This is a genomic window from Methylobacterium oryzae (assembly GCF_036441375.1).
GTDB classification, from domain to species: domain Bacteria; phylum Pseudomonadota; class Alphaproteobacteria; order Rhizobiales; family Beijerinckiaceae; genus Methylobacterium; species Methylobacterium oryzae_A.
This window is the reverse complement of the sequence record NZ_MLCA01000001.1, coordinates 1,331,006-1,355,553: the sequence shown is the minus strand read 5'-3', so window position 1 is coordinate 1,355,553 and position 24,548 is coordinate 1,331,006. Positions and strand designations below refer to the sequence as shown.

The window sequence follows — 24,548 nt, the reverse complement described above, 5'->3', positions numbered from 1 at the left end:
GGGCTCTGCACGGGACCCGGATCGATGACGACGCGGAACGACGACCCCGATTTCTGGACGCGCGCGCGCCGGCACCTGGTGCGCTACGGCGGCTCCTTCGCGCCGGTCATCATCGAGCGGGCGGAGGGCAGCTTCGTCTACGACGCCGACGGCCGGAAGATCCTCGACTTCACCTCCGGCCAGATGAGCGCGATCCTGGGTCACGGGCACCCCGAGATCGCCGCCGTCGTGTCGGATCACGTCGGCCACCTGGATCACCTGTTCAGCGGCATGCTGAGCCGGCCGGTGGTCGATCTCGCGACGGAACTGGCCAGCCTCGCCCCGGGCGGCCTCGAGCGGACGCTCCTCCTGACCACCGGCGCCGAGGCCAACGAGGCCGCCCTGCGCATGGCCAAGCTCGCCACCGGCGGCTGGGAGATCGTGAGCTTCGCGCAATCCTGGCACGGCATGACGGCGGGCGCGGCTTCGGCGACCTACAGCGCCGGCCGCAAGGGCTACGGCCCGGCGCCCGTCGGGTCCTTCGCGATCCCCGCCCCGAACGCCTACCGGCCCGTCTTCGAGCGCGACGGGGCCCCGGACTGGCAGACCGAGCTCGACTACGCCTTCGCCCTGGTTGACCGGCAGTCGACCGGCAACCTCGCCGCCTTCCTGGCGGAGCCGATCCTCAGCTCCGGCGGCATCCTCGAACTCCCGCCCGGCTACCTCGCGGCGCTCAAGCGCAAGTGCGCCGAGCGGGGCATGCTGCTGATCCTCGACGAGGCCCAGACGGGCATCGGTCGCACGGGCCTGATGTTCGCCTGCGAGCGCGACCGGGTGGTGCCCGACATCCTCACCCTGTCGAAGACCCTGGGCGCCGGCCTGCCCCTCGCGGCGGTCCTGACCACGCCGGAGATCGAGGACCTCAGCCACGCCCGCGGCTTCCTGTTCTACACGACGCACGTCTCCGACCCGCTGCCCGCCGCGGTCGGGCTGAAGGTGCTCGAGATCGTCCGGCGCGACGGCCTGGTCGGCCGGGCCGAGGCGGCCGGCGCGCGGCTGGCGGCGCGGCTGCGGGCGCTGCAGCAGCGCTTCGCCTGCATCGGCGACGTGCGCGGGCGCGGGCTGCTGCAGGGGTTGGAGATCGTGGCCGACCGGGACACGAAGGTGCCGGCGCCGGAGCTCGGCGACGCGATCACGCGGCGGTGCCTCGAACTCGGGCTGAGCATGAACATCGTGCAGCTGCCCGGCATGGGCGGCGTGTTCCGCATCGCCCCGCCGCTGACTGCCACGGACGCGGAGATTGACCTCGGCGTCGACATTCTCGAGCGGGCGATCGAAGGCTCGGCGTGAGGTGGCCGACGCGCCGGTCGCCCGCGCCGGCCGGCCCGCGCGCTCGACCGAGACGCGCGGGCGAGCGCGTCAGGCCGCCTCGATCTCGGCGCTGACGGTCAGCCACTCCTCCTCGGCAGAGGCCAGCGCGGTCGCGGCGTCCGAGCGCATCTTGGCGATCTCGCCGGCCTTGGCGGCGTTCTCCCGGAAGGCGGACCCGTCCTCCAGGGCCGCGTCGATCTTCTGGATCGCCGCGGTCAGCTTGGCCATGCGGGCCTCGATGGCCTCCAGCCGCTTGCGCAGCGGCGCGAGAGCCGCGCGGCGCTCGACGCCGGCCCGGCGCGCCTCGGCCTTCTGGCCGCCCGACGGCTCGGTGTCGCGCTCGGCCTCGCGATCCGGCCCCGACAGGACGAAGCGCCGGTAATCGTCCATGTCGCCGTCGAAGGTCTTCACCGTGCCGTCCGCGACCAGCCAGAGCCGGTCGGCGCAGGCCTCGACCAGGAAGCGATCGTGCGAGACGAGGATCACGGCGCCCTCGTAGTCGTTGATCGCCTCCACGAGGGCCTGCCGGCTCTCGATGTCGAGGTGGTTGGTCGGCTCGTCGAGGATCAGGAGGTGCGGGCCGTGAAAGGCCGCGAGCCCCATCAGCAACCGCGCCTTCTCGCCGCCGGACAGCTTCTCGACCGGCGTGTCGGCCTTGTTGGCCCCGAATCCGAGCCGCGCCGTGGCGGCGCGCGCCCTGGCCTCCGGTACGTCCGGCATCAGGGTCCGGACATGCGCGTAGGCGCTCTCGGCGGGACGCAGCTCGTCGAGCTGGTGCTGGGCGAAGTAGGCGACCTCCATCTTGGAGGAGCGTTTCACCTCGCCGGCGACGGGTCCGAGCCGGCCGCCGATCAGCTTGCAGAAGGTCGACTTTCCGTTGCCGTTGGCGCCGAGCAGCGCCACCCGGTCGTCCGGGGCGAGGCTGAGGTCGAGTCCGGTGAGGACGATCCGGTCCCCGTACCCGGCCTTGACCCGCTCCATGGCGACGATCGGCGGCGACAGGGGCTTCTCCGGGCTCGGCAGATGGATCACCGGCACGTCGTCCTCCAGCAGCGCCGCGATGGGCTCCATCTTGGCGAGCCGCTTCATCCGCGACTGGGCCTGCCGCGCCTTGGTGGCCTTGGCCTTGAACCGGTCGATGAAGCTCTGGAGATGCGCGCGCTCGGCATCCTGCTTGACCTTCGCCTTGGCCTGGAGAACGCGCTTCTCCGAGAGCTGCTTGGCGAAGCTCGTGTAGCCGCCGCGGTAGATCGTCAGCTTGCCGCGGTCGAGATGCAGGATGTGGTCGACGCTGGTGTCGAGCAGGTCGCGGTCGTGGCTGATGATGACCGCGGTGCGCGGGTAGCGCTCCAGGTAATCGTACAGCCAGAGCGTGCCCTCGATGTCGAGGTAGTTGGTCGGCTCGTCGAGGAGCAGCAGGTCCGGCTCCGAGAACAGCACGGCGGCGAGCGCCACGCGCATCCGCCAGCCGCCGGAGAAGTCCGAGCAGGGCCGAGACTGGGCGGCGGCGTCGAAGCCCAGCCCGTGCAGGATCGCGGCGGCCCGGGCCGGCGCCGAGTGGGCGCCGATATCCACGAGCCGGGTCTCGATCTCGGCCCGGCGCAGCCCGTCCGCGTGTTCGGCCTCCGCCATCAGGCGGGCGCGCTCCGTGTCGGCGGCGAGCACGACGGCGTGCAGCGTCTCCGGTCCGGCTGGCGCCTCCTGGGCGACGGCGCCGATCCGCATGCCCTTGGGCAGAGACACGGACTTCGCGTCGACCGGCAGGTCGCCGAGAATGGCCTTGAACAGCGTGGTCTTGCCGGCCCCGTTGCGCCCGACGAGGCCGACGCGGGCACCTTCCGGGATCGTGAAGCTCGCGGAATCGAGAATCAGACGGTCGCCGATGCGATAGGTAAGGTCGTTGACGCGCAGCATGACGGCGTTCTGGCGGTCCGGACGCGGCGAGGCAAGCGCCGCCTCCGCGCGGACCGGGCGCCAACCCCCGCGGCGATCCGGTGCGGGAATTCAACGTCTATTAGAAGCGATGAAGACCCTATCCGACAGTCGGAATTTTAACGGTATGCCGTCAAAGCTGCTGTGAGTGCTGTGCATTTAGCTGAATATATTCTGAATCCGGCCTGACACCGTAAGCAGGCCGGTGGGTCAGGCGCCCGAACGGGGGCGAGCCGCGGGAGGGGGATGTTGGGCCAGACCCTGATCTTGACCGACGATATCGAGCGCGGCGAGCGGCTCGCGCGCGGTCTCGGCGGCGGCACGTCCGTGGTGCTGCACGACCTCTACGGCGATGCCGTCCCGCCGCGGGGGGCCGCGCTGATCATCAGCGACGTCAGCGCGCTGACATCCGAATCCGTGCGGCGCCTGCGACAGGCGCTGTCCACCGCGCGCGGCCCCGGCACACCGTTCCTCGCCCTGATTCACGGCAACCTCGGTCGCGGCGAGATCCAGGCGACGGCCCTCGGCGCGACCCGCGCGATGCCGGCCTCCGCGGCGAGCGCCATGCTGCTGAACGCGGTCGCGGCCCTGACCAACGCCGCGCCGAGCCCGCCGCCGACCGGCACCTGGCGGCAGCACGTGGACGAAGCCCGCTCGGCCTTCGTCAGCCTGTTCCGGCCCGATCAGGTGCCGCCGGCCGCGATGGTCGAGAACGGCGCCGACCTGGTCAACCAGGCGATCCGCGAGGCCAAGGTGCGCGACTGGCTCAAGGTCGTCGCGAGCTTCGACGACGTCACGCACCGCCACTGCCTGAGCGTGGCCGGCATCGCGGCCGAGTTCGCCCGCGTCCTGGGGCTCAACGAGGCCGATTCCCGATATCTCGTGAAAGGCGCGCTGCTCCACGACATCGGCAAGGCCAAGATCCCCCTCGCGATCCTGAACAAGCCCGCGCCGCTGACGCCGACGGAGCGCGCCGAGATGGATCGTCACCCGGCCCTCGGACACGCGATGCTGCTCACGGGCGATTACGACGCGCTGACCCTGTCGGTGGTCCGGTCCCACCACGAGTATCTCGACGGGTCGGGCTATCCGGACGGGCTGCGCGGGCAGCAGATCCCCGACTTCGTCCGGCTGATCACCATTTGCGACATCTTCGCCGCGCTCATCGAGGCGCGCCCCTACAAGGCGCCGAAAAGCCCGCGGGAGGCTTACGCGATCCTCGGGTCGATGACGGCGAAGCTGGACGCGGACCTGGTCCGCGCCTTCGGTGCGGTCGCGGTCGCCTGCGAGGCCCCGCGCCGCGCCTCGGCCTGAGACGGCGCCCGGTCGGCGGCCCGTCGCTCAGACGAGCTCCCAGGCCTTGCTGTCGCGCATCAGGGCGGAGACGAGAGCGTGGTTGAGCTCGTGGCCCGTGTGGAAGGCCGCGATCCGCCCCTCGACCGGGTGGCCGGCCAGCGCGAGGTCGCCGACCAAGTCGAGGATGCGGTGGCGGACCGGCTCGCCGGGGACCCGCATGCCGCCGAGCACGTGCCCGCGCACGAGGAGCGCCGCCGAGCGGGGCGAGACGCCCTGCAGGAAGTCAGTGCGCATCATGTAGCCGTAGGCGCGGCCGGCCATCGCGCGCATGTAGCGGCCGAAGCTGCGCGCCGGCGCGATCTCCCGCTCGAAGGCGTCCGGCGTGATCGCGCCCGACCAGTCGATCGATCCGAAATGCGCCAGCGCGACGTGACCGGTGATGTGCAGGCCGCGGCCCGGCTCGATCTGGAGGCGGCGCCGCCCGTTCTCGACCGCCACCGTGCGCAGCACCCGGATCATCCGGCAGGGCAGGCCCTGCTCGCGCCGACCCACGGCCCGGATCGCCTCGCACCAGGGCGTCGCGCTCCCGTCGAAGATCGGCAGCTCGTCCGCGTCGATCTCGGCCAGCACGTTGTCGACCCGAAGCGCGCTGAGCGAGGCCATGAGGTGCTCGATCGTGCGCACGAGGACACCGTCGCGCCGCAGCGCCGAGGAGAGCGGCTGCGATTCCCGGTAGTGCCAGTGTGCGGGCACGTCGATGGCGCGCCCGTCCTTCAGGTGACGGCGGAAGACGATGCCGTGCCCGGCCGGGGCAGGACTGACGCGGACCGTGGCGTGCCGCCCGGAATGGAGACTGCGCCCCGACCGCTCGAAGGAGCGCGCGAGCGTCGCCTGCTGCCGGGGCCCCGGGGAGGATGTCGCGTGCGGGAAGGGAACGTCTTGGTGCATCGATACTGCCCGCCTCGGCGGGCCAGGAATTTAGCCCTCGTACCGGATCCACGCTAATAAACTCCTGTTCATCGGCGCGCGGCTTGACCGCCCAGCCCGCGACCGTCACGATTGCGCTGCCCGATCGATCCAGCACCGCCCCGGCGGGGCGCGGCTTCACTGTGCGGGCTGCTCCCGTCCCCAGATCTGCTGGTCGGCCCCTGTCAGGGCAGGGACGGAGGCCGGAGTTGAGGGGACACGATCGATGGCGCGGTTGGGGACGATACCTTTCTTCAAGGATCCCGGCATCGAGCTGAGCCCCTACGAGCCCCGCTGCCACTGGCGCCGCTTCGACGAGAACGAGGTCCTCGTCGACTTCGACGACATCTCCACAGACGTGTACTTCATCGCCTCCGGCGAGGTCCGCATCCTGAACCGGACCCAGTCCGGCAAGGAGGTCATCCTCGGCGAGATGCGCGGCGGGGCGTTCTTCGGCGAACTCGCCGCGATCGACGGAATCGGCCGCTCGGCCAACGTCACGGCGCTGACGCGCGGCGAGGTCTGCGTCGTGCCGGCGCCGGTCTTCCGGCAGATCGTGTTCGCCTCCGAGGCGATCGCCGACCGGCTGTTCCGGCTCCTGGCCAAGCGCGTGCGCGAGCTGAACACGCGGCTCATGGAGCACGCCCTGCTCGACCTCAAGCACCGGCTCTACGCCGAGCTCCTGCGCCTCTCCGTGCCCCGGACCGGGACGACGGGCGAGCGGGTGGTCTCGCCGCCGCCCTACCACCACGTCCTCGCCGCGCGGATCGGATGCCGCCGCGAGCAGGTGACTCGCGAGTTCACCGCGATGGCGGCGGAGGGCTTGGTCGACCGCACCCGCGGCGCCCTGGTCCTGCGCCGGCCGGACCTCCTGGAAGCGCGCGTGGCCGAGGCGCTGCGCGAGGATTCCTGATCCGTTGTCCGCCCTGCCGGCGTCGCGCCTGCGGCTCGAGGAGCTGACCAAACGCTTCGGCACCCACCGGGCCGTGAACGCCGTCTCCCTCGATCTGGAGTCGGGGGAGTTCTTCTGCCTGCTGGGCCCGTCCGGCTGCGGCAAGAGCACCCTCCTGCGCATGATCGCGGGCTTCGAGAGCCCGACCGCGGGGCGGATCCTGCTGGGCGAGCAGGACCTGACGGCGCTGCCGCCCCATCGGCGGCCGGTGAACATGATGTTCCAGTCCTACGCCCTGTTCCCGCACATGAGCGTGGCCGGCAATATCGGCTACGGCCTGAAGGGGCTCGCCCGCGCGGCCCTGGCGGAACGGGTCGCGGACCTGCTCAAGCTCGTGCGGCTGGAGGGGTTCGGCGACCGTCGGCCGGGGACGCTCTCGGGCGGCCAGCGGCAGCGGGTCGCCCTGGCGCGGGCGCTGGCCCGGGAGCCGAAGCTGCTGCTGCTCGACGAGCCGCTCGGCGCGCTCGATCGCGGCCTGCGCGAGGAGACGCAGGGCGAGCTGCGCGCGGTCCAGCGCCGCCTCGGCACCGCCTTCGTCGTCGTCACGCACGATCCCGAGGAGGCGATGATGCTCGCCGACCGGATCGGCGTCATGGAGGCGGGCCGCCTGGTCCAGGTCGGCCCGCCGGCGGATCTCTACCGGCGCCCGGCGAGCCGCTTCGTGGCCGGTCTGCTCGGCGACGTGAACCTCATCCCCGGCCGGCTCGGCGCCGGCGGCCCCGGCACGATTCGCACGGTGGAGACCGCGCACGGCCCGGTGCGGGGCGTCGCGGAGGCCGCGCTCGCGCAGGGGGCCTCCGTGGTGGTGGCGGTGCGGCCGGAGGACGTGGTCCTGGGGGCGGAGGGCCTGCCGGTCGTCGTCACCGACGCCGTCTTCCTCGGCGACCGGCTGCGCCGGACGCTGCGCCTGCCCGACGGCGCGACCCTGCGGGCGAGCGGGCGGCCCGCCGAGGCTGGCGAGATGCCGGGCTCGGAAGCGCGCGCCGGTTTCGCGGCCGACGCCGCGATGATCCTGCCGGCATGACGCCCGCTACGGCGAGGGCCGGTCGCGATCGCCGCTTGCCCGCCCGGCGGGGCGACCGGGGACGCGATCCGTGAGCGGCCGGAAGCCCGTCGGGCTGTTCGACCGGCTGATGCGCCTGCCGGCCTTTCTGTGGCTGGCGGCGTTCTTCCTGCTGCCCTTCGCCATCACGCTCAAGATCAGCCTGTCGGAGCCGGCGACGGCGATCCCGCCCTACCTGCCGCTGCTCGACTGGCGCGGCGGGCTCGACGGCTGGTCGACCTTCCTCGAGGCCCTGAACTTCGACAATTACCGGACCCTCTACGCCGACCCCCTCTACCGCGACGCGGCCCTCGGCTCCCTGACCTACGCGGGCGTCGCCAGCCTGATCCTCGTCGCGCTGGGCACGCCGCTCGCCTACGCCCTGGCGCGGGCGCCGGCCCGCTGGCAGCCGCTCCTCGTGGCGCTGGTGATCGTGCCGTTCTGGACGAGCTTCCTGATCCGCGTCTACGCCTGGATCGCGATCCTGAAGCCCGAGGGTCTGCTCAATCTCGCCCTGCGCCGGCTCGGGCTGATCGACGCGCCGCTCACCATCCTCAACACCGAAGCGGCGGTGATCGTCGGCCTCGTCTACGCCTACCTGCCCTTCATGGTGCTGCCGCTCTACGCGGTGATGAATCGCCTCGACCCGGCCCTGCGCGAGGCCGCGGCGGATCTCGGCGCCGCGCCGAGCCGGGTGTTCTGGACCGTGACCGTGCCGCTCAGCCTTCCGGGGATCGCGGCCGGCGCGGGGCTCTGCTTCATCCCGATGGTCGGCGAGTTCGTCATCCCGGACCTGCTTGGCGGTTCGGAGACGCTGATGCTCGGCCGGGTGCTCTGGACTGAGTTCTTCTCCAACCGCGACTGGCCCCTGGCCTCGGCGGTCGCCGTGCTGATCCTGGCCATCGTCCTCGGACCGGTGGTGCTGTTCCGGGACAGCCTGCGCGCGGGCGAGGGCGAGGCGCCGTGACCTGGGTGACCCGAACCGCCCTGGCGGCCGGCCTCGGCTTCCTCTACGGGCCGATCGTCGTGCTTATCGTCTACTCGTTCAACGCCTCGCCCCTGGTCACGGTCTGGGGCGGGTTCTCGACGCGCTGGTACGGCGCGCTGCTCGCCGACGCGCCGCTCCTGTCGGCCGCCTGGGTCTCCCTGAAGGTCGCGATCCTCGCGAGCCTGCTCGCCACGATCCTCGGCACCCTCGCGGCCCTGGCGCTGAAGCGGCAGGGCCGCTTCCGCGGGCGCGCCCTGTTCACCGGCCTCGTCTTCGGGCCGATCGTGATGCCGGAGGTGATGATCGGCCTGTCCCTCCTGCTGATGTTCATCGGGATCGGGCTGGACCGCGGCCTCGTCACGATCGTCATCGCGCACACGACCTTCTGCACCGGGTTCGTGGCGGTGGTGGTCGGCGCGCGCCTGCGCGGCCTCGACCGGTCCCTGGAGGAGGCCGCGGCCGATCTCGGCGCGGCGCCGGCGCGCGTGCTGGTGACCGTGACGCTGCCGCTGCTGGCGCCCGCCCTCGCGACTGGCGCGCTCCTCGCCTTCACCCTGTCGCTCGACGACCTGGTGATCGCGAGCTTCGTCTCCGGCCCGGGCTCGACCACTCTGCCGATGCGGCTCTACAGCCAGGTCCGGCTCGGCGTGAATCCGGAGATCAACGCGGCCTCGACCCTCCTCGTCGGGCTAGTGAGCGCCGCGGTGCTGCTGGCGTCCTGGCTCACCGCTCGCCGCGGGCAGGCCTGAGCGGCGTCACTCCGCGGCCTGCGCGGCGGCCGCGCCCGCGCGCACCGTCTGCGCCACGACGATCGTCACGATGACGTTCACGACCAGCGCCACGATGCCGACATTCACGTCCTGAAGCGGACCGAGGATAGGCAGCTTCGCCAGGCTGAACCCGCTCAGGACGGTCGCCGCGACGGTGGTCACGCCCGCGACGATGCCGGCGATCGCGGCGCGGCGGTCGAGGGGATTGCGGCGCATCAGGCTGGTGATGAAGCAGGGAAAGAGCTGGGTCACGAAGTTGTAGCCCATGAGCAGGAGCTGCACGATCGTGTCGCCGCCCGACAGGGTGAAGCCGACGCAGACCAGCGCCAGAACCGGAACGAGGATCTTGCACAGCCGCGCGGTGGCGGCATCGTCCATGCCCGGGCGCAAGGGGCGAACGAGGTTGTTGGCCACCAGCGTGACCCCGGCGATCAGGATCATGGAGCCCGGGACGAGGGCGGTGAGCACACCCGTGGCGCCGATCAGCCCGATGACCCAAGGCGGGAAGGTCGCGAGGGACAGCTTGAACAGCGACAGGTCGACGTCGGGCCCCGTCAGGCCCGGCACCTGCATCACGGCGGTGAAGCCGATCACGAACACGAACAGGTTGATCAGCTGGTAGATCGGCAGGATCACGGCGTTGCGGCGGAAGGCGCCCGGCTCGCGCGCCGTGTAGAGCGACGCGAAGGTGTGGGGCCACATGTAGCCGCCGAGCGCTGTGAGCAGGACCGTGGTGGTGAACCAGGTCGGGCTCTGGCCGCGGTCGGGCAGGGCCAGGAAGCCGGGCTTCGCGGCCTCGATCGCCGTGAACAGGCCCTCGTAGCCGCCGTAATAGTGGACCGGCAGGTAGATCCCGAGGAAGACCACCACGAACAGGATGCTCGTGTCCTTGATCACCGCCGTCCAGGCGGAGCCGTGCACGCCCGACACCACCACGTAGGCGGTGAGCGCGGCCGCGCCGATCCAGACCGCGGCGGTCGACGAGATCGCCCCGTAGGACGCCGTCGAGACGATGATCCCGAGCCCCTTGAACTGCAGCACGAGGTAGGGAACGAGTGCGACGATCCCCACGAGCGCCACCAGCATGCCCAGCGCGCGGCTGCCGTACTTGCGCGCGAAGAAATCGGGCTGCGTGTAGAGGTTGTTCTGCTTGGCGTAGCGCCAGACCGGCGGCAGCAGCCAGTACGAGGTGACGTAGGCGAGCGTCAGGTAGCAGAGGATGTAGTAGGCCGGTCCGCCCTTGCCGTAGGCGATGCCGGAGCCGCCGAGGAACGTGAAGGTCGTGTAGATCTCTCCGGCCATCAGCAGGAAGACCAGGGCGGTGCCGAAGCCGCGGCCGCCGACGGTCCACTGCTCCAGCCCCATCTCGCGGCCGACCCGCGCGTAGAGGCCGAGCCCGATCGCCAGCGCGAAGCCGGCCGCCACGATGACGAGCGCGATGCTCATCGCGGATCCTCCGGCGCGCGGTTCTGTGGGTCGGTCAGGTAGATCACCCCCATCACGGCCGAGGTTCCGATCACGCAGAACACCAGCCAGGCGAGGAGCAGCGGCAGGCCGAACACGAAGGGCTCGACCCGGTTCAGGAAGAAGGGTCCGACCAGGATGCCGAGGAAGGGCAGGGCGGCCAGCCACCGCAGATTTCGCATGCGCGATACCGTTCAGAAGGCCCCGATAACGCGGGTTGAATCACTGATCGGCCGCTGTCAACGCCGCGAGGGCGCGCCGACGCGGATCGACATCACTTCTTCGTGCTGTGCGCTCGCGCACGCGGCCGCACCTCGGGCGCGCATAGTTTCGTGAACCGTCGCGCTGTCCGACACGGCGGACGCCCGAGGGATTTCACGACATGATCCGCACTCTGACCATCGCGGCGCTGGCCGCGCTCCTCGCCCTTCCGGCGGTCGGAGCCGAGGCCCGCGCGCGTCACACGTCCGCCAAAGCGCAGCCCAATGCCGCGATCAAGGCACGCCGGACCGTCATGACCGGTTTCGACGCCCGGATGAGTCGCCTCGACGCGCTCATGGGCGGCCCGAGCGCGTCGTCGATCCGCGCGCGCTCGGCCGAGGCCGGGCGCTAGTCTCGTCCACGCGCCGGTGGAGCGGACCGGCTCGTCGGCTCAGCGGCCCAGGCCGCCCGCTTCCTCGACGAAGCGCGCCACCGCGTCCGCGCCCGCCCCTTCGCGCAGCGACGCGAAGACGTAGGGGCGGGTGCCGCGCATCCGCTGCGTATCGGATTCCATCACCGACAGGTCCGCGCCGACGAGCGGCGCGAGGTCGGTCTTGTTGACGATCAGCAGGTCGGATCGGGTGATGCCCGGACCGCCCTTGCGCGGGATCTTCTCGCCCCCGGCCACATCGATGACGTAGAGCGTGATGTCGGCGAGTTCCGGCGAGAACGTCGCCGCGAGGTTGTCACCGCCGGATTCGATCAGAACGAGGTCGAGCTTCGGGAAACGCCGGTTCATCTCGGCGACGGCGGCGAGATTGATCGAGGCATCCTCGCGGATCGCGGTGTGCGGGCAACCGCCGGTCTCGACGCCGAGGATGCGCTCCTCCGGAAGGGCGCCCGCGACCGTGAGGATCCGCGCGTCCTCCTTCGTGTAGATGTCATTGGTGATGGCGCAGATCTCGTAGCGATCGCGGAATCGCTTGCACAGCTGCTCCATCAGGGCGGTCTTGCCGGAGCCGACAGGTCCGCCGATGCCGACGCGGAGGGGGCCGTTCGTGGAGGTCATGCTGCGGGCTCAGGATCGGAAGATGCGGGAATACTGGGTCTCGTGGCGGAAGGAGCCGAGATCCAGGCGGAGGGTGGCGGTCCCGAGGGAATCGAGACCCGCCTCGGCGGCGGAGTCGGCGAGCCCGGCGATGCGCGGCGCGAGGGCGGCGACGACCCGCGTGCCGGCGGCCTGACCCACGGGCGCCGCCCGGAGCGCCGCGGAGACGAGATTCTGGAGGAAGGCGAGGCCGTAGGCGGCGAGCACCGGCCCGACCGCCATGCGGTGCGCGCCCGCCGCGAGGCCGACCGCGACCGGGTAAGCGACCGGACCCGTCAGGGGCTCGGCCAGGGCGGCGAGGGCGTCGCACGGCCAGGCGCCCCGCGTCGCGTCGAGGAAGCTCCGGCCCTGCTGGCTCGTCTCCAGGTGCAGCTCGCGCGACGGCGCCAGGGCCAGCGCGAGGTCGTTGACGGCGATCAGCGCGGCGCCGTCCGATGACAGCGCCGCCGCGTGGGCGTGCGCGGCCAGGATCAGGTCGTTGCGCAGGGCGCCGCGCTCGCAGACGTCCCGGAGCCACGCCGTCAGGCTGGCCTCGTCGCGGACGTCGCCCGCCTCGACCGCCCATTCCAGCCCGTGCGAGTAGGCGTAGGCACCGACCGGATAGCCGGGCGACAGCCACGCCATCAGGCGGAGCGCCTCCAGGGCCTCAATCTGCGGCATGGTGGTGATGGTGGCCGTCATGCGCGTGGTCGTGGTCGTGCCCGTGGCCGCCGGAATAGGCGCCGCCCTCCGGCCGGAACGGGCGCTCCACCGGCTCGGCCGTGCCGCCGAGGCCCCGGACCATCTCGGCGAGAACGTGGTCGTGCGCGATCCAGACCGCGTCCGGGCCGATCTCGGCGGGGATGTGCCGGTTGCCGATGTGCCAGATCAGGCGCTTGAGGGCGTGATCGCTGGAGGCCCGGATCTCGAGCAGGCGCTCCGGCGCCGCCTCGACCCAGACGAGGCGACCGTCCTGCAGGACCAGGGCGTCGCCGTCCTCCAGCACGGCCGGCTCCGGGAGGTCCAGCAGGAAGCCCAGCCCCCCGGCGCCGCGCATCGCGACGCGGCGGCGGTGGCGGTCGCCGTGATCGAGGACGACGCGGTCGACGATCTCGCCGCCCGACAGGGCGTCGCGGCGGAGGATGCGGGTGGCGCGGATCATGGATAGCCGCGCTCAGAACAGGAAGTAGCGCTGCGCCATCGGCAGGACCTCGGCCGGCTCGCAGACCAGCAGCTCGCCGTCGGCGCGCACGTCGTAGGTCTCCGGATCGACCTCGATGACCGGGGTGGCGTCGTTGAGGATCATGCTCTTCTTCGAGATGCCGCCGCGGACGTTCTCCACCGCGACCAGCTCCTTCTGGACCCCCAGCCGCTCCCGCAGTCCGTCCTCGACCGCCGCCCTGGAGACGAAGGTGAGGGCGGTGGCGAAGGGCGCCCGGCCGTAGGCGCCGAACATCGGCCGGTAATGCACCGGCTGCGGCGTCGGGATCGAGGCGTTGGGGTCGCCCATGGGCGCGGCCGCGATGCTGCCGCCCTTCAGCACGAGGTCGGGCTTCACGCCGAAGAAGGCCGGATTCCATAGCACGAGGTCGGCGAGCTTGCCGGGCTCCACCGAGCCGATGTGCCGGGAGATGCCGTGCGCGATGGCCGGGTTGATCGTGTACTTGGCGACGTAGCGACGCGCCCGCAGGTTGTCGGTGCCGGAGGTGTCGCCCGCCAGCGCGCCGCGCTGGCGCTTCATCTTGTCGGCGGTCTGCCACGTCCGGATGATGACCTCGCCGACGCGGCCCATGGCCTGGCTGTCGGACGACATCATCGAGAGCGCGCCGATATCGTGCAGGATGTCCTCGGCCGCGATCGTCTCGCGCCGGATCCGGCTCTCCGCGAAGGCGAGATCCTCGGGGATCGACGGGTCGAGGTGGTGGCAGACCATGAGCATGTCGAGGTGCTCGTCGATCGTGTTCCACGTGTAGGGCCGCGTCGGGTTGGTCGAGGACGGGAGCACGTTCGGCAACCCGGCCACCTTGATGATGTCCGGTGCGTGGCCGCCGCCCGCGCCCTCGGTGTGGAAGGCGTGGATGGTCCGGCCCTTGAAGGCCGCGATCGTGTCCTCGACGAAGCCCGATTCGTTGAGCGTGTCGGTGTGGATCATGACCTGGATGTCGTGGGCGTCCGCCACCGACAGGCAGGTGTCGATCGCCGCGGGCGTGGTGCCCCAATCCTCGTGCAGCTTGAGCGCGCAGGCGCCCGCGCGCACCATCTCGACGAGGCTCTCCGGCCGGGACGCGTTGCCCTTGCCGGCGAAGGCGAGGTTCATCGGGAAGGAATCCGCCGCCTCGATCATCCGGGCGATGTGCCAGGGGCCCGGCGTGCAGGTGGTGGCGAAGGTGCCGTGCGCCGGTCCGGTGCCGCCGCCGAGCATCGTGGTGATGCCCGAGCAGAGCGCCTCCTCGATCTGCTGCGGGCAGATGAAGTGGATGTGGCTGTCGAAGCCGCCCGCCGTCAGGATCTTGCCCTCGCCGGCGATCACCTCAGTCCCAGGCCCGACCACGATGTCGACCCCGGGCTGCACGTCCGGGTTGCCGGCCTTGCCGAGCCGGAAGATCCGGCCCCGCACGATCCCGACATCGCATTTCACGACGCCCCAATGGTCGAGAACCACGGCGTTGGTGATCACCGTGTCGACGGCGCCGTCGGCGTTCGTGGCCTGGCTCTGGCCCATTCCGTCGCGGATGACCTTGCCGCCGCCGAATTTCACCTCCTCGCCGTAGGTGGTGAAGTCGCGCTCGACCGTGATCGCCAGGCCGGTATCGGCGAGGCGGATGCGGTCGCCGACGGTGGGGCCGAACATGTCGGCGTAGGCCGACCGCGGCAGGCTGGCGGGCTTGGGCGTGTTGGCCATGGTCAGAGCTTGCCCATCACGTCGCCGCGGAACCCGTAGACGGTGCGCCCGCCTGACAGCGGCACCAGCGCGACTTCCCGCGTCGATCCCGGCTCGAAGCGCACGGCGGTGCCCGGCGCGATGTCGAGGCGCTTGCCGCGGGCCTGCTCGCGCGGGAACACGAGGCCCGGATTGACCTCGAAGAAATGGTAGTGCGAGCCGACCTGGATCGGACGGTCCCCGACATTGGCGACCTCGATCACGGTCCGCTCGGCGCCGGGGTTGAACACGATCTCGCCCGGCAAGGTCGTCACCGTGCCGGGGATATCGGCCGAGGCCGCGCCGCGGATCGGGTGGTGCACGGTGACGAGCTTCGTGCCGTCCGGGAAGGTCGCCTCCACCTGAATGTCGTGGATCATCTCGGCGACGCCCTCCATGACCTGGTCGGCGGCCAGCACGGCGGCGCCGGCCTGCATGAGATCGGCCACGGTGCGGCCGTCCCGCGCGCCCTCGACCACGAAATCGGTGATCAGCGCCACCGATTCCGGATGGTTGAGCTTCACGCCGCGGGCGAGGCGGTTCCGCGCCACCTGCGCCGCCATGGCGATGAGCAACTTGTCCTTCTCTCGGGGCGTCAGCAGCACGGGCAACCTCGTCGTCGCGGCGGCCGGAGCAAGGATCATGCGCGCGGCCCGGTCAAGGGCGTGCGGCGGCCGTCGCAGGACCCGGACCACCGGTCGTCGCGGCGCACGAGCGGAGCTGCGGCGACCTCACGGCGTCATGGCGACGAAGCCCGCGAACAGGTCGGGCAGGGGCGCGCCCTTCACGGCGCCCGGCAAGTCGCGGGGGTGGATGAACTCGTCCCGGAACCAGGGATAGCGCTTCGGGTCGAAGGAGGCCCGCAGCCAGTCGATCGTCCGCCGCACCCGGGTGATCCGCTCGGCATCCGGGTGGTAGGTCAGCCAGATGTCGACGCTGAAGCGGCCGAGATTGTCCACCGGAATCACCTGCGCGCCGATCGCGCTGGCGTAGGTCGGCAGAAGGCCGATCCCGGCCCCCTTGGCGATGGCCCAGTAATACGCGCTGCTGACATTCACCTTCAGGGTGACGGGGACCTTCGCGGGGAAGCCGGGAACCGTCCGCACGTAGTCCTCCAGGGCGACGGTCTGGCCGCCGTCCTGGACCACGATCCGGTGGCGCTCGAGATCCTCGGGGCGGAGGGGAAGGCCGTAGGTCTCCTCGTAGCTCCGCGCGGCGTACGGCATCATGTGGATCCGGCCGAGCTTGACGATGCGCAGGTCCGGGCTGGTCGGTCGCGTCAGTTGGATGGCCACGTCGGCCTCGAGCCGCAGGACGTCGGCGGATTCCATCGCGCAGCGCAGGTCGACGGTCAGGCGCGGGTTGGCGCGCTGGAACTCGACGAGCCGCGGCGCGAGCCAGAAGGCCCCCAGCCCCTCCGTGACGGCGATCCGCACCTCGCCGGTCTCGGCGAAGGGGGCTCCCTCGCCGGTGCGCACCAGGCTGAAGGCCGCGGCCTCCATCCGGCCCGCGGCCGCGAGGATCGCGTGGCCCTCGGCGGTGAGGCGGATACCGTCGACGTGGCGGGTCATCAGCGGCGCGCCGATCAGCGTTTCGAGATCGTCGATCCGGCGCCGTACCGAGTTCACCGAGAGGCCGAGCTTCGCCGCCGCCGAGCGGAAGCTGCCGGACCGCTGGAGCGCCAGGAAGACCCGGATGCTCTGCCAGTCGGGCATCGGATCCCGGCTCGCCTCCGCCTGTTCCATGGACGGAACACCCCTGTTCCAAAGTTTGCACATACAGCCAGAGCGCTAGATGCGAAGTGCTGGACCGTCAATCCGTACCCGAATGACAGGTCATCCGATGACGGTGCACGTTGCTCGCGCGGAGTTCGTCGCGAAGGACCCGGATCAATTCGGTACAGCGCTAGTCTCTCCGGAGCCGCGGCACGCGCTGAACGCGCTTCAGGTCGGCCGGATTGCCCGTCATCTCGTGATCTTCACGCCGACACCGGACGATCTGGCACGGCTGATCGCGGCCGCGCGCGCCGACCTGCCCGACCTCGCGCCCCTGCACACCGTCCAGCGGGTGATGTCGATCAATCCTGACAGCGTCCTGGCTATTGCTCAGAGACACAAGTTCAATGCCGCCGATCCGCAGGGTGAAGGCTTCGTCGCCTGCCTGACGCTGAACGCCGCCGGCGTGACCGCTCTCAAGAACGGGACGCTCGACGCGTCCGATCCGCCCGCCGCGATGCTGGCGGGCCAGCACGAGCGCCCGGCCGGAATCTACGTCTGGGCCGTCCACGCGCGGCGGCGGCTCTCCGGCGGCGTCGGCCTCGTCTTCGATCGACTGTCAAGCCCGACCTACCGGGGCGTCGATTTCTACGCCCGCGCGGCGACCCCGGAGGGGGCCGATCTCCTGACGGCGCTGGGCTTCACGGCGCAGACCTCGGCCCGCGGGACCCTGTACCACTTCGCGCGCGGGCCGAAGGCGGAGCCGGCGCCGCCGTACGACAGCCACCGGCCGGGCGGGACCGGTGTCAGCGTCGCGGTCGCGCGCAACATGGAGGATCTGGCCCGCGTGATCGCCCTGCGCGCCGCCGTGTACATGGCGGAGCAGGCCTGCCCGTACGAGGAGGAGTTCGACGGCAACGATCTCTCGGCGACGCACCTGATCGGCTACGTCGGGGACGAGCCGGCGGGCTGCCTGCGCATCCGGTTCTTCGCGGATTTCGCCAAGATCGAGCGCCTGGCCGTCCGGGCCGAGTTCCGCAACACGCGCCTGTCCTTCGCGCTGGTCCGCGCCGGGATCGAGCTGGCCCGGGTGAAGGGCTACCGAAGACTCTACGGGCACGCCCAGAAGCGCCTGGTCGGTTTCTGGAGCCGCTTCGGCTTCCGGGTCTTCGAGGGCGCGCAGGAGCTAGTCTTCTCGGATTTCGACTATGTCGAGATGCTGCTCGAGGCGGAGCCGCACCCGCAGGCGATCGGCCTCGGCGCGGACCCCTACGTCATCATCCGGCCGGAGGGCCGCTGGCACCGGGCCGGTGCCCTCGACCATTCGCGCAGCCGCGCCGTCACACGGCCCTCCGTCGACCGGAAGGTCGCGGCGCGATGAACCGGCCGATCAACCCGGCGCTCTATCGCCGGCCGCGCAGCGTCCCGGTGCTGGTGCTGGTGGACATGCAGCAGGAATACGAGATCGCCGGGCGTCCGCTCGCCCTCCCGAAGATCGCACCCGCGCTCCTGAACTGCCGCCGCGCGCTCGCGCATGCCCGCGCGAGCGGCATGCAGGTCATCTATGTCCGCTGGGTCGGCGCCCCGCTGTTCCAGGCGGGCAGCCGCTTCGTTCGCTGGATCGAGGGTTTCGAGCCGCACGGCTGCGACATGATCTTCGATCGGGATCGCCCCTCCTGCTACGCCAGCCCCGCCTTCGCGGACGCGATGGAGCGCGGGTCGCCGCCGCTCGTCATCGCGGGCTTCGCCGGCGAGTCGTCCTGCCTCGCGACGGCGGTCGACGGGTTCCACCGGGGCCAGGAGGTCACCTTCCTGTCCGACGCCTCCGCGAGCCACGACCTCGACGGCATCTCTGCCGACGAGATCCACCGGTCGGTGAGCGCGGTGATGCGCGTGTTCGGCGACGTCACGGACACGCAATCCTGGGTCGCGGCCTCCGCGCCGTTCAAGCCCCTGCCCACCGCTTCGAGACCCACGCACGCCAATGACTGACCGAGGCCAGAATCCGGGAATGTCGGGCGTGGTCCCGGCCGGTGACGAGGATGTGGACCTGCGCCTCGGCCAGCACGCGATCCAGCTTCTGCAGGCGGCGCGCGACGCCGGCGAACCGACGCTGATCGCGCAGGCCGAGGCCATGGCGATGGCGGTCGGGTTCGTGCTCGCGGGCCGGCTGACGGACGGTGGTACGAAGACCGAGTGATCAGTCGGTCCCGTCCTCGCCACCGATGAGGCGCATGGCGCGCAGACGCGCGGTCCGCTCGTCCCGCGCGCTCCTGTCGGCGTCGAGGGCACGCCAGAGCGCGAGACGCTCGCTCTCGTGAGGCGTATCGATGGTTTCGTCGGCGTTGCGCGCCAGTTCGGCGTGATCGAAGGCGTCCATGTTCGAAGTTCCGCGCCTTGAGTTGCGGTGCGCTAACAGGTCAGCGGCGCGATCGTCCAGCCCGAAAGATGGGCAGATCTTGTACAAGCCGGCGCGATCGTCACGCGCAGCTCAATCCAATGCCGGCAAACTGTTCCGTGAGCCGGCGCGAGGCGCCTCGCGCCGGAAACGCTGCACGCGCGGCGCTGCGGCGACGCTTCGCGCACCGTGAACTACAATCGGTCTCTGCGCTAGATCAAATCACCATAACATCATGGCAGTAAATATCGCAGTTTAGACCGATATGATCGAGCCATTTCCCGACACCTGCCCCGCGGAAACTGTCGACCCCGCGGGCCGGGTTGGCGAAAGCCTCAGAAACATCTCGGACACCGAACTGTGCCAATCCCGATCGGCAGCGGCCTGTGCGCGGGCGCCGGGTCGGCTCTTCCGAGATCCGAGCCCGGTCGCGTCAGGCCGGGGATTGCGTCAGCGCGACGATGATGGATTCGACCACCTCGATCTGCTCCTGCACGGCGACGAGCCGCGGCCCGGCTTCCGCGCCGTCGCCCAGCACGAAGGTGCCCTTCTGTCGCCGCGCGTCGCGCAGCTTGCGCACCGACGCGACGATGATCTGCCGCTCCTCGATCAGCGCGTCGCGCAGTTCGTTCAGGCCATCCAGTTCCAGAGTCGCGGCCATGCGGCGTCCCGGTCTCACATCCTCGGCGCGGCATCGGCGGACACCTCGCGAGGCCGCACCGGGCACGGATTGTCCGAACGGGGCGTCCGGCGGCGCGACGCGACCCTCTATTCGCGGCGGTAGCACGCTTTCGACCTGCGGAACATTGCCGCGATCCGTGGATCGCCGCGATGTCCGGCGGACGCATTGTATGCTATTGAATGCAAAATTATCCTGGACCGCGAAGCGGCGGGATCAACGGGCGGATACCGGCGCATGCTGAGTGGGGATGTGCACGACCGCGACGCGGCGCGATCGGACGAGACCGTCGCGTTCCGGAGCGAGGGTGACGAGCGTCGACACGCCGCCGGGCCGGCACCCAGACGCTCCGGCGCGGCCGGCCTGATCCTGCTGCTGCTCGCCGTCGCGGGCGGCGGCGCCTACGGCTACACGCGCCTGAACCAACCTGTCGTGAAGTCCAAGGCGGCGGCACCCCTTCCCGTGCCGGTCACCCTGGGAACCGTCGAGCAGGGGCCGTTCGCCCTCGTGTCGAACGGCCTCGGCACCGTCCAGGCGTACAACACCGTCCAGGTGCGCACGCGCGTCGACGGCGAGATCCACCACGTCGCGTTCCGCGAGGGCCAGACCGTCCACAAGGGCGACGTGCTCGTGCAGATCGACCCGCGGCCCTACCAGGCGGCGCTCGATCAGGCGAAGGCCAAGAAGGAGCAGGATACGGCCAATCTCGGCAACGCGAAGGCGGACCTCGTCCGCTACACCGGGCTCGGCGCCTACGCCTCCCGGCAGCAGACCGAGACCCAGACGGCCCTGGTCGCCCAGCTCACCGCGCAGGTGGCGTCCGATCAGGCCGCCATCGACAACGCCACGACGCAGCTCGGCTACGCCACGATCCGGGCGCCCATCGACGGCGTCACGGGCTTCCGGCAGGTCGATATCGGCAACATCGTCAACGCGGCCGGGCAGACCCCGATCGTGACGATCACGCAGGTCGAGCCGATCTTCGTGGTGTTCACGGCGCCGGAGGACCAGCTGCCCGCGATCACCGCGGCCCTCAAGGCCGGCGACGTGCCGGTGGAGGCCTGGACGTCGGACGGGCTGACCAAGCTCGCGGACGGCAAGCTCGCCCTGTTCAACAACCAGGTCGACACGGCGACGGGCACGATCCGCCTCAAGGCGGTCTTCGAGAACAGGAATCACGCGCTGTGGCCGGGCCTGTCGGTCTCCACCAAGATGCGGGTCGGGACGGTGGCGGTCGCCACGACGGTGCCGGACGACGCGATCCAGCACGGGCCGGACGGGCTGTTCGCCTTCGTGGTGGACGATGCCAACCGGGCGCGTCAGCGCGCGCTGAAGGCGGGACGCTCGGATCTGGGACGGACCCGGATCCTCAGCGGCGACCTCCGGCCCGGCGAGCGGGTAATCGTCGCCGGGCAGTACAAGGTGCAGGACGGCAGCCTCGTGGCCGATCCGCACGCGGCCCACACCGCGCAGGCGGAGGCGGTCCAGTGACGCGCGCGACACGCCTCACGGCGGGCGCGTCCCCGCGCGGGGACCGGCCATGAAGGGCGGCATCTCGGCGCCGTTCATCCGGTTTCCGGTGGCGACCACGCTGATCATGGTCGGCATCCTGTTCCTCGGGATCGTGGCCTACCCGCTGCTCGGCGTCGCGCCGCTGCCGCAGGTGGATTTCCCGACCATCCAGGTGACCGCGCAGCTCCCCGGGGCCAGCCCGGAGACGATGGCCTCGTCGGTGGCGCAGCCCCTGGAGCGGCAGTTCTCGCAGATTCCCGGCGTGTCGCAGATGACCTCGACGAGCTCCCTCGGGATCTCGACGGTCACGGTCCAGTTCGACCTCAACCGCAACATCGACGGCGCGGCGAGCGACATCCAGGCAGCGATCAACGCCGCCAGCGGCCAGCTTCCGAAGAATCTCCCGACCCCGCCGACCTATCGCAAGGTCAACCCGGCCGACTCGCCGATCCTGCTGCTCTCGGCCACGTCCGACAGCATGCCGCTGATCGACGTCGACGACGCGGTCGACGTGCAGCTCGCCCAGCGGATCAGCCAGATCTCCGGCGTCGCCCAGGTCTTCATCGGCGGCCAGCAGAAGCCCGCGGTGCGAATCCAGATCGATCCGGCCAAGCTCGTGGCCAAGGGATTGTCGCTGGAAGACGTGCGCGCGCAGCTCACCCTCACCACCGTCAACAATCCGAAGGGCAGCATCGACGGCGGCAGCCACAGCTACACGATCTACGCCAACGACCAGCTCACCGCGGCGCAGAACTGGAACGACGTCATCATCGCCTATCGTGACGGCGCGCCGCTGCGGGTGCGCGACATCGGCCAGGCCGTCGCCGGTCCGGAGGACACCAAGCAGGCCGGCTGGACCAACGGCAAGCGCGGCATCTTCCTGGTCGTGTTCAAGCAGCCCGGCGCCAACGTGATCGACACGGTGGACAGCATCAAGGCCCAGCTGCCGCGCCTGACCGCCACGCTGCCGGCCGCCATCAAGGTCGGCATCCTGAGCGACCGCACCCAGACCATCCGCGCCTCGGTCGAGGACGTGCAGTTCACCCTGCTGCTGACGATCGCCCTGGTCGTCGGGGTGATCTTCGTCTTCCTGCGCAGCTTCTGGGCGACCGTGATCCCGAGCGTGACCGTACCGCTCGCGCTGCTCGGCGCCTGCGCGCTGATGTGGATGGCGGGCTACACCCTCGACAACCTCTCGCTGATGGCCCTGACCATCTCGGTGGGCTTCGTGGTCGACGACGCCATCGTCGTGCTCGAGAACATCAGCCGCTACGTCGAGGAGGGAATGCGGCCCATGGAGGCCGCGTTCAAGGGCGCCGGCGAGATCGGCTTCACCATCGTGTCGATCTCGGTCTCGCTGATCGCCGTGCTGATCCCGCTCCTGCTGATGGGCGGCATCATCGGCCGGCTGTTCCGGGAATTCGCCGTGGTGCTGTCGATGACCATCGCGGTCTCGGCCTTCGTCTCGCTGACGCTGACCCCGATGATGGCCTCGCGGCTGCTGAAGTCCCACGACGCCGAGCGCCACGGCCGCCTCTACCGCATGAGCGAGGCCGCCTTCGACTGGCTGCTCGCGGTCTACGCCGACGCCCTCGACGTCGCGCTGCGCTTCCGCCGCGTCACGCTGCTGGTCTTCTTCGCCACGCTGGCGCTGACTGGCTACCTGTTCGTCGCCATCCCGAAGGGCTTCTTCCCGCAGCAGGACACCGGTTTCATGATCGGGGTCACCGAGGCGTCGCAGGACATCTCCTTCTCGGCGATGAAGGCGCTGCAGGAGAAGGTCGGCGCGATCGTCCAGGCCGATCCCGCGGTCGCCACCGTCGGCATGTCGCTCGGCGGCAACGGCCAGGCGCTCAATTCCGGACGCATGTACATCACGCTCAAGCCCCGCGACGAGCGCGACGTCAACGCCTTCCAGGTGATCGGCCGGCTGCGCCCCAAGCTGGAGCGCGTCGAGGGCATCCGGACCTTCATCCAGGCGACCCAGGACGTGCGCACCGGCGGCCGCACCTCGCGGACGCAGTTCGAGTACACCCTCCAGGACCCGGACCTCGCCGAGCTGAACACCTGGGCGCCGCGCATCCTCGACAAGATGAAGACGCTGCCGGAGCTGCGCGACGTCGCCACCGACCAGCAGACCCGCGGCACGACGCTGACGCTGTCGATCGACCGCGACGCCGCCTCGCGCTACGGCATCACGCCCCAGCTCATCGACGACACGCTCTACGACGCGTTCGGCCAGCGCCAGATCGCGCAGTACTTCACGCAGCTCAACAGCTACCACGTCGTCCTGGAGGTTCTGCCGGCGCTGCAGGGCAGCGTCGAGAGCCTCGACAGGATCTACATCAAGGCGCCGATCGGCGGCGGGCAGGTGCCGCTCGCGGCCTTCGCCCGCTGGACGACGGTTCCGGTGGCGCCGCTGGCCGTGAACCACCAGGGGCAGTTCCCGGCGGTGACGATCAGCTTCAACCTCGCCCCCGACGTCGCCCTCGGGCAGGCCACGGAGGCGATCGGCCGGGCGATGCGGGAGCTGCAGGTCCCGCCGACCGTGGTGAGCGGCTTCCAGGGCACCGCCCAGGCCTTCCAGCAATCGCTCTCGACGGTGCCGCTGCTGATCCTGGCGGCCCTGTTCGTGGTCTACCTGATCCTCGGCATCCTCTACGAGAGCTTCATCCACCCGATCACCATCCTGTCGACGCTGCCCTCGGCCGGCGTCGGCGCCCTGGCGGTGCTGATGTGGGCGGGGTTCGACTTCAGCCTGATCGCGCTGATCGGCATCATCCTCCTCATCGGCATCGTGAAGAAGAACGGCATCATGCTGGTCGACTTCGCCATCGTCGCCGAGCGGGAGGAGGGCCTCTCGCCCGAGGTCGCGATCCGGAAGGCCGCGCTGCTGCGCTTCCGGCCGATCCTCATGACCACGATGGCGGCCCTGCTCGGCGGCATCCCGCTGATGGTTGCCACCGGGACCGGCTCGGAGATCCGGCAGCCGCTGGGCTACGCCATGGTGGGCGGCCTCGCGGTCAGCCAGGTGCTGACGCTGTTCACCACGCCGGTGATCTACATCTACCTCGACCGGCTGGCGCACCGCTTCTCGTTCCGCGACAAGCCGCGGGCGGTGGACGCGGCGCTCGATGACCCCGAGCCGGTGGAGGAGGTCCGCGGCCCGCCGGCGTTGCGCGCGGCGGAGTGAGGCCGACCGCCGTCTTCGCGAGCGGAGCGAAGCGATCCAGGGCAGCGCGCCGTCGGCGAGCGTGGCGCATCTGGATCGCTTCG

The 24,548-nt window shown here is 70.7% G+C and carries 24 protein-coding genes; 12 read left to right on the top strand and 12 right to left on the bottom strand.

What is annotated here, in order from left to right:
- The first annotated feature begins 24 nt into the window (after positions 1-24).
- Positions 25-1,329: an aspartate aminotransferase family protein gene (locus tag MOTC310_RS06470; protein ID WP_331301193.1), complete on the top strand. Its 1,305-nt coding sequence runs from the start codon at positions 25-27 to the stop codon at positions 1,327-1,329.
- 69 nt (positions 1,330-1,398) lie between these two features.
- Here the strand turns inward: MOTC310_RS06470 and MOTC310_RS06465 are convergent, their stop codons facing one another.
- Positions 1,399-3,264 (bottom strand): ABC-F family ATP-binding cassette domain-containing protein, encoded by a 1,866-nt coding sequence (locus MOTC310_RS06465; RefSeq protein WP_331301192.1) that lies wholly within the window; start codon positions 3,262-3,264, stop codon positions 1,399-1,401.
- 264 nt (positions 3,265-3,528) lie between these two features.
- Between MOTC310_RS06465 and MOTC310_RS06460 the strand changes: the two genes are divergently transcribed.
- Complete coding sequence (locus tag MOTC310_RS06460) at positions 3,529-4,596, top strand: HD-GYP domain-containing protein (protein WP_331290650.1); 1,068 nt, start codon at positions 3,529-3,531, stop codon at positions 4,594-4,596.
- 27 nt (positions 4,597-4,623) lie between these two features.
- On the opposite strand, the gene MOTC310_RS06455 is transcribed toward MOTC310_RS06460, so the two are convergent.
- Positions 4,624-5,526 (bottom strand): UDP-3-O-acyl N-acetylglycosamine deacetylase, encoded by a 903-nt coding sequence (locus tag MOTC310_RS06455; RefSeq protein WP_331301191.1) that lies wholly within the window; start codon positions 5,524-5,526, stop codon positions 4,624-4,626.
- A 244-nt stretch (positions 5,527-5,770) separates the two neighbouring features.
- Between MOTC310_RS06455 and MOTC310_RS06450 the strand changes: the two genes are divergently transcribed.
- From MOTC310_RS06450 to MOTC310_RS06435, 4 genes are all read left to right on the top strand, one after another.
- Positions 5,771-6,457: a Crp/Fnr family transcriptional regulator gene (locus tag MOTC310_RS06450; RefSeq protein WP_331290648.1), complete on the top strand. Its 687-nt coding sequence runs from the start codon at positions 5,771-5,773 to the stop codon at positions 6,455-6,457.
- Positions 6,458-6,461: 4 nt separating this feature from the next.
- Entirely contained in the window at positions 6,462-7,520 is a 1,059-nt protein-coding gene (locus MOTC310_RS06445; RefSeq protein ID WP_331301190.1) for an ABC transporter ATP-binding protein, read from the top strand.
- Positions 7,521-7,629: 109 nt separating this feature from the next.
- Positions 7,630-8,505, top strand: a complete 876-nt coding sequence (locus MOTC310_RS06440; RefSeq protein WP_331301470.1) for an ABC transporter permease — start codon at positions 7,630-7,632, stop codon at positions 8,503-8,505.
- A complete protein-coding gene (locus MOTC310_RS06435) occupies positions 8,502-9,275 on the top strand; it encodes an ABC transporter permease (RefSeq protein WP_331301189.1) in 774 nt (257 codons plus the stop codon). Before MOTC310_RS06440 ends, MOTC310_RS06435 begins: the two co-directional genes overlap by 4 nt.
- A 6-nt stretch (positions 9,276-9,281) precedes the next feature.
- Here the strand turns inward: MOTC310_RS06435 and MOTC310_RS06430 are convergent, their stop codons facing one another.
- Positions 9,282-10,742 carry a sodium:solute symporter family protein gene (locus MOTC310_RS06430; RefSeq protein WP_331301188.1) on the bottom strand — a complete coding sequence of 487 codons (1,461 nt, stop codon included), beginning with the start codon at positions 10,740-10,742 and terminating at the stop codon, positions 9,282-9,284.
- On the bottom strand, positions 10,739-10,942 hold the full coding sequence (locus MOTC310_RS06425; protein ID WP_056528530.1) for a DUF3311 domain-containing protein: 204 nt from the start codon (positions 10,940-10,942) through the stop codon (positions 10,739-10,741). The genes MOTC310_RS06430 and MOTC310_RS06425 overlap by 4 nt, the downstream gene beginning before the upstream one ends.
- 200 nt (positions 10,943-11,142) lie before the next feature.
- Between MOTC310_RS06425 and MOTC310_RS06420 the strand changes: the two genes are divergently transcribed.
- Positions 11,143-11,373 carry a hypothetical protein gene (locus MOTC310_RS06420; protein ID WP_331301187.1) on the top strand — a complete coding sequence of 77 codons (231 nt, stop codon included), beginning with the start codon at positions 11,143-11,145 and terminating at the stop codon, positions 11,371-11,373.
- 39 nt (positions 11,374-11,412) lie between these two features.
- Here the strand turns inward: MOTC310_RS06420 and ureG are convergent, their stop codons facing one another.
- From ureG to MOTC310_RS06390, 6 genes are all read right to left on the bottom strand, one after another.
- Positions 11,413-12,030, bottom strand: a complete 618-nt coding sequence (gene ureG / locus MOTC310_RS06415; RefSeq protein WP_273558523.1) for an urease accessory protein UreG — start codon at positions 12,028-12,030, stop codon at positions 11,413-11,415.
- 9 nt (positions 12,031-12,039) lie between these two features.
- Positions 12,040-12,750, bottom strand: a complete 711-nt coding sequence (locus MOTC310_RS06410; RefSeq protein WP_331301186.1) for an urease accessory protein UreF — start codon at positions 12,748-12,750, stop codon at positions 12,040-12,042.
- Positions 12,716-13,210, bottom strand: a complete 495-nt coding sequence (locus tag MOTC310_RS06405; protein ID WP_331301185.1) for an urease accessory protein UreE — start codon at positions 13,208-13,210, stop codon at positions 12,716-12,718. Before MOTC310_RS06405 ends, MOTC310_RS06410 begins: the two co-directional genes overlap by 35 nt.
- Positions 13,211-13,222: 12 nt before the next feature.
- On the bottom strand, positions 13,223-14,950 hold the full coding sequence (gene ureC / locus MOTC310_RS06400) for an urease subunit alpha (protein WP_331301184.1): 1,728 nt from the start codon (positions 14,948-14,950) through the stop codon (positions 13,223-13,225).
- Positions 14,951-14,952: 2 nt separating this feature from the next.
- Positions 14,953-15,573 (bottom strand): urease subunit gamma, encoded by a 621-nt coding sequence (locus tag MOTC310_RS06395; RefSeq protein WP_331301183.1) that lies wholly within the window; start codon positions 15,571-15,573, stop codon positions 14,953-14,955.
- Positions 15,574-15,699: 126 nt separating this feature from the next.
- Entirely contained in the window at positions 15,700-16,713 is a 1,014-nt protein-coding gene (locus tag MOTC310_RS06390) for a LysR family transcriptional regulator (RefSeq protein WP_331290632.1), read from the bottom strand.
- A gap of 97 nt (positions 16,714-16,810) precedes the next feature.
- Here MOTC310_RS06390 and MOTC310_RS06385 point away from each other — a divergent pair, with 97 nt between their 5' ends.
- From MOTC310_RS06385 to MOTC310_RS06375, 3 genes are read left to right on the top strand one after another with little or no spacing between them, the layout of a single operon-like run.
- Positions 16,811-18,064, top strand: a complete 1,254-nt coding sequence (locus MOTC310_RS06385) for a GNAT family N-acetyltransferase (protein WP_331301182.1) — start codon at positions 16,811-16,813, stop codon at positions 18,062-18,064.
- A complete protein-coding gene (locus MOTC310_RS06380) occupies positions 18,061-18,675 on the top strand; it encodes a cysteine hydrolase family protein (RefSeq protein WP_331301181.1) in 615 nt (204 codons plus the stop codon). Before MOTC310_RS06385 ends, MOTC310_RS06380 begins: the two co-directional genes overlap by 4 nt.
- Before the next feature lie 19 nt (positions 18,676-18,694).
- On the top strand, positions 18,695-18,883 hold the full coding sequence (locus MOTC310_RS06375) for a hypothetical protein (RefSeq protein ID WP_331301180.1): 189 nt from the start codon (positions 18,695-18,697) through the stop codon (positions 18,881-18,883).
- Here MOTC310_RS06375 and MOTC310_RS06370 read toward each other — a convergent pair whose 3' ends face one another.
- Together MOTC310_RS06370 and MOTC310_RS06365 are read right to left on the bottom strand one after the other, a co-directional pair.
- A complete protein-coding gene (locus MOTC310_RS06370) occupies positions 18,884-19,063 on the bottom strand; it encodes a hypothetical protein (RefSeq protein ID WP_331290628.1) in 180 nt (59 codons plus the stop codon). It lies immediately after the preceding gene.
- A gap of 451 nt (positions 19,064-19,514) precedes the next feature.
- Positions 19,515-19,742 carry an HOOK family protein gene (locus MOTC310_RS06365; RefSeq protein ID WP_331301179.1) on the bottom strand — a complete coding sequence of 76 codons (228 nt, stop codon included), beginning with the start codon at positions 19,740-19,742 and terminating at the stop codon, positions 19,515-19,517.
- A gap of 255 nt (positions 19,743-19,997) precedes the next feature.
- Here MOTC310_RS06365 and MOTC310_RS06360 point away from each other — a divergent pair, with 255 nt between their 5' ends.
- Together MOTC310_RS06360 and MOTC310_RS06355 are read left to right on the top strand one after the other, a co-directional pair.
- Positions 19,998-21,251: an efflux RND transporter periplasmic adaptor subunit gene (locus MOTC310_RS06360; protein ID WP_331301178.1), complete on the top strand. Its 1,254-nt coding sequence runs from the start codon at positions 19,998-20,000 to the stop codon at positions 21,249-21,251.
- A 49-nt stretch (positions 21,252-21,300) separates the two neighbouring features.
- Complete coding sequence (locus tag MOTC310_RS06355; protein ID WP_331301177.1) at positions 21,301-24,465, top strand: efflux RND transporter permease subunit; 3,165 nt, start codon at positions 21,301-21,303, stop codon at positions 24,463-24,465.
- Positions 24,466-24,548 lie beyond the last annotated feature (83 nt).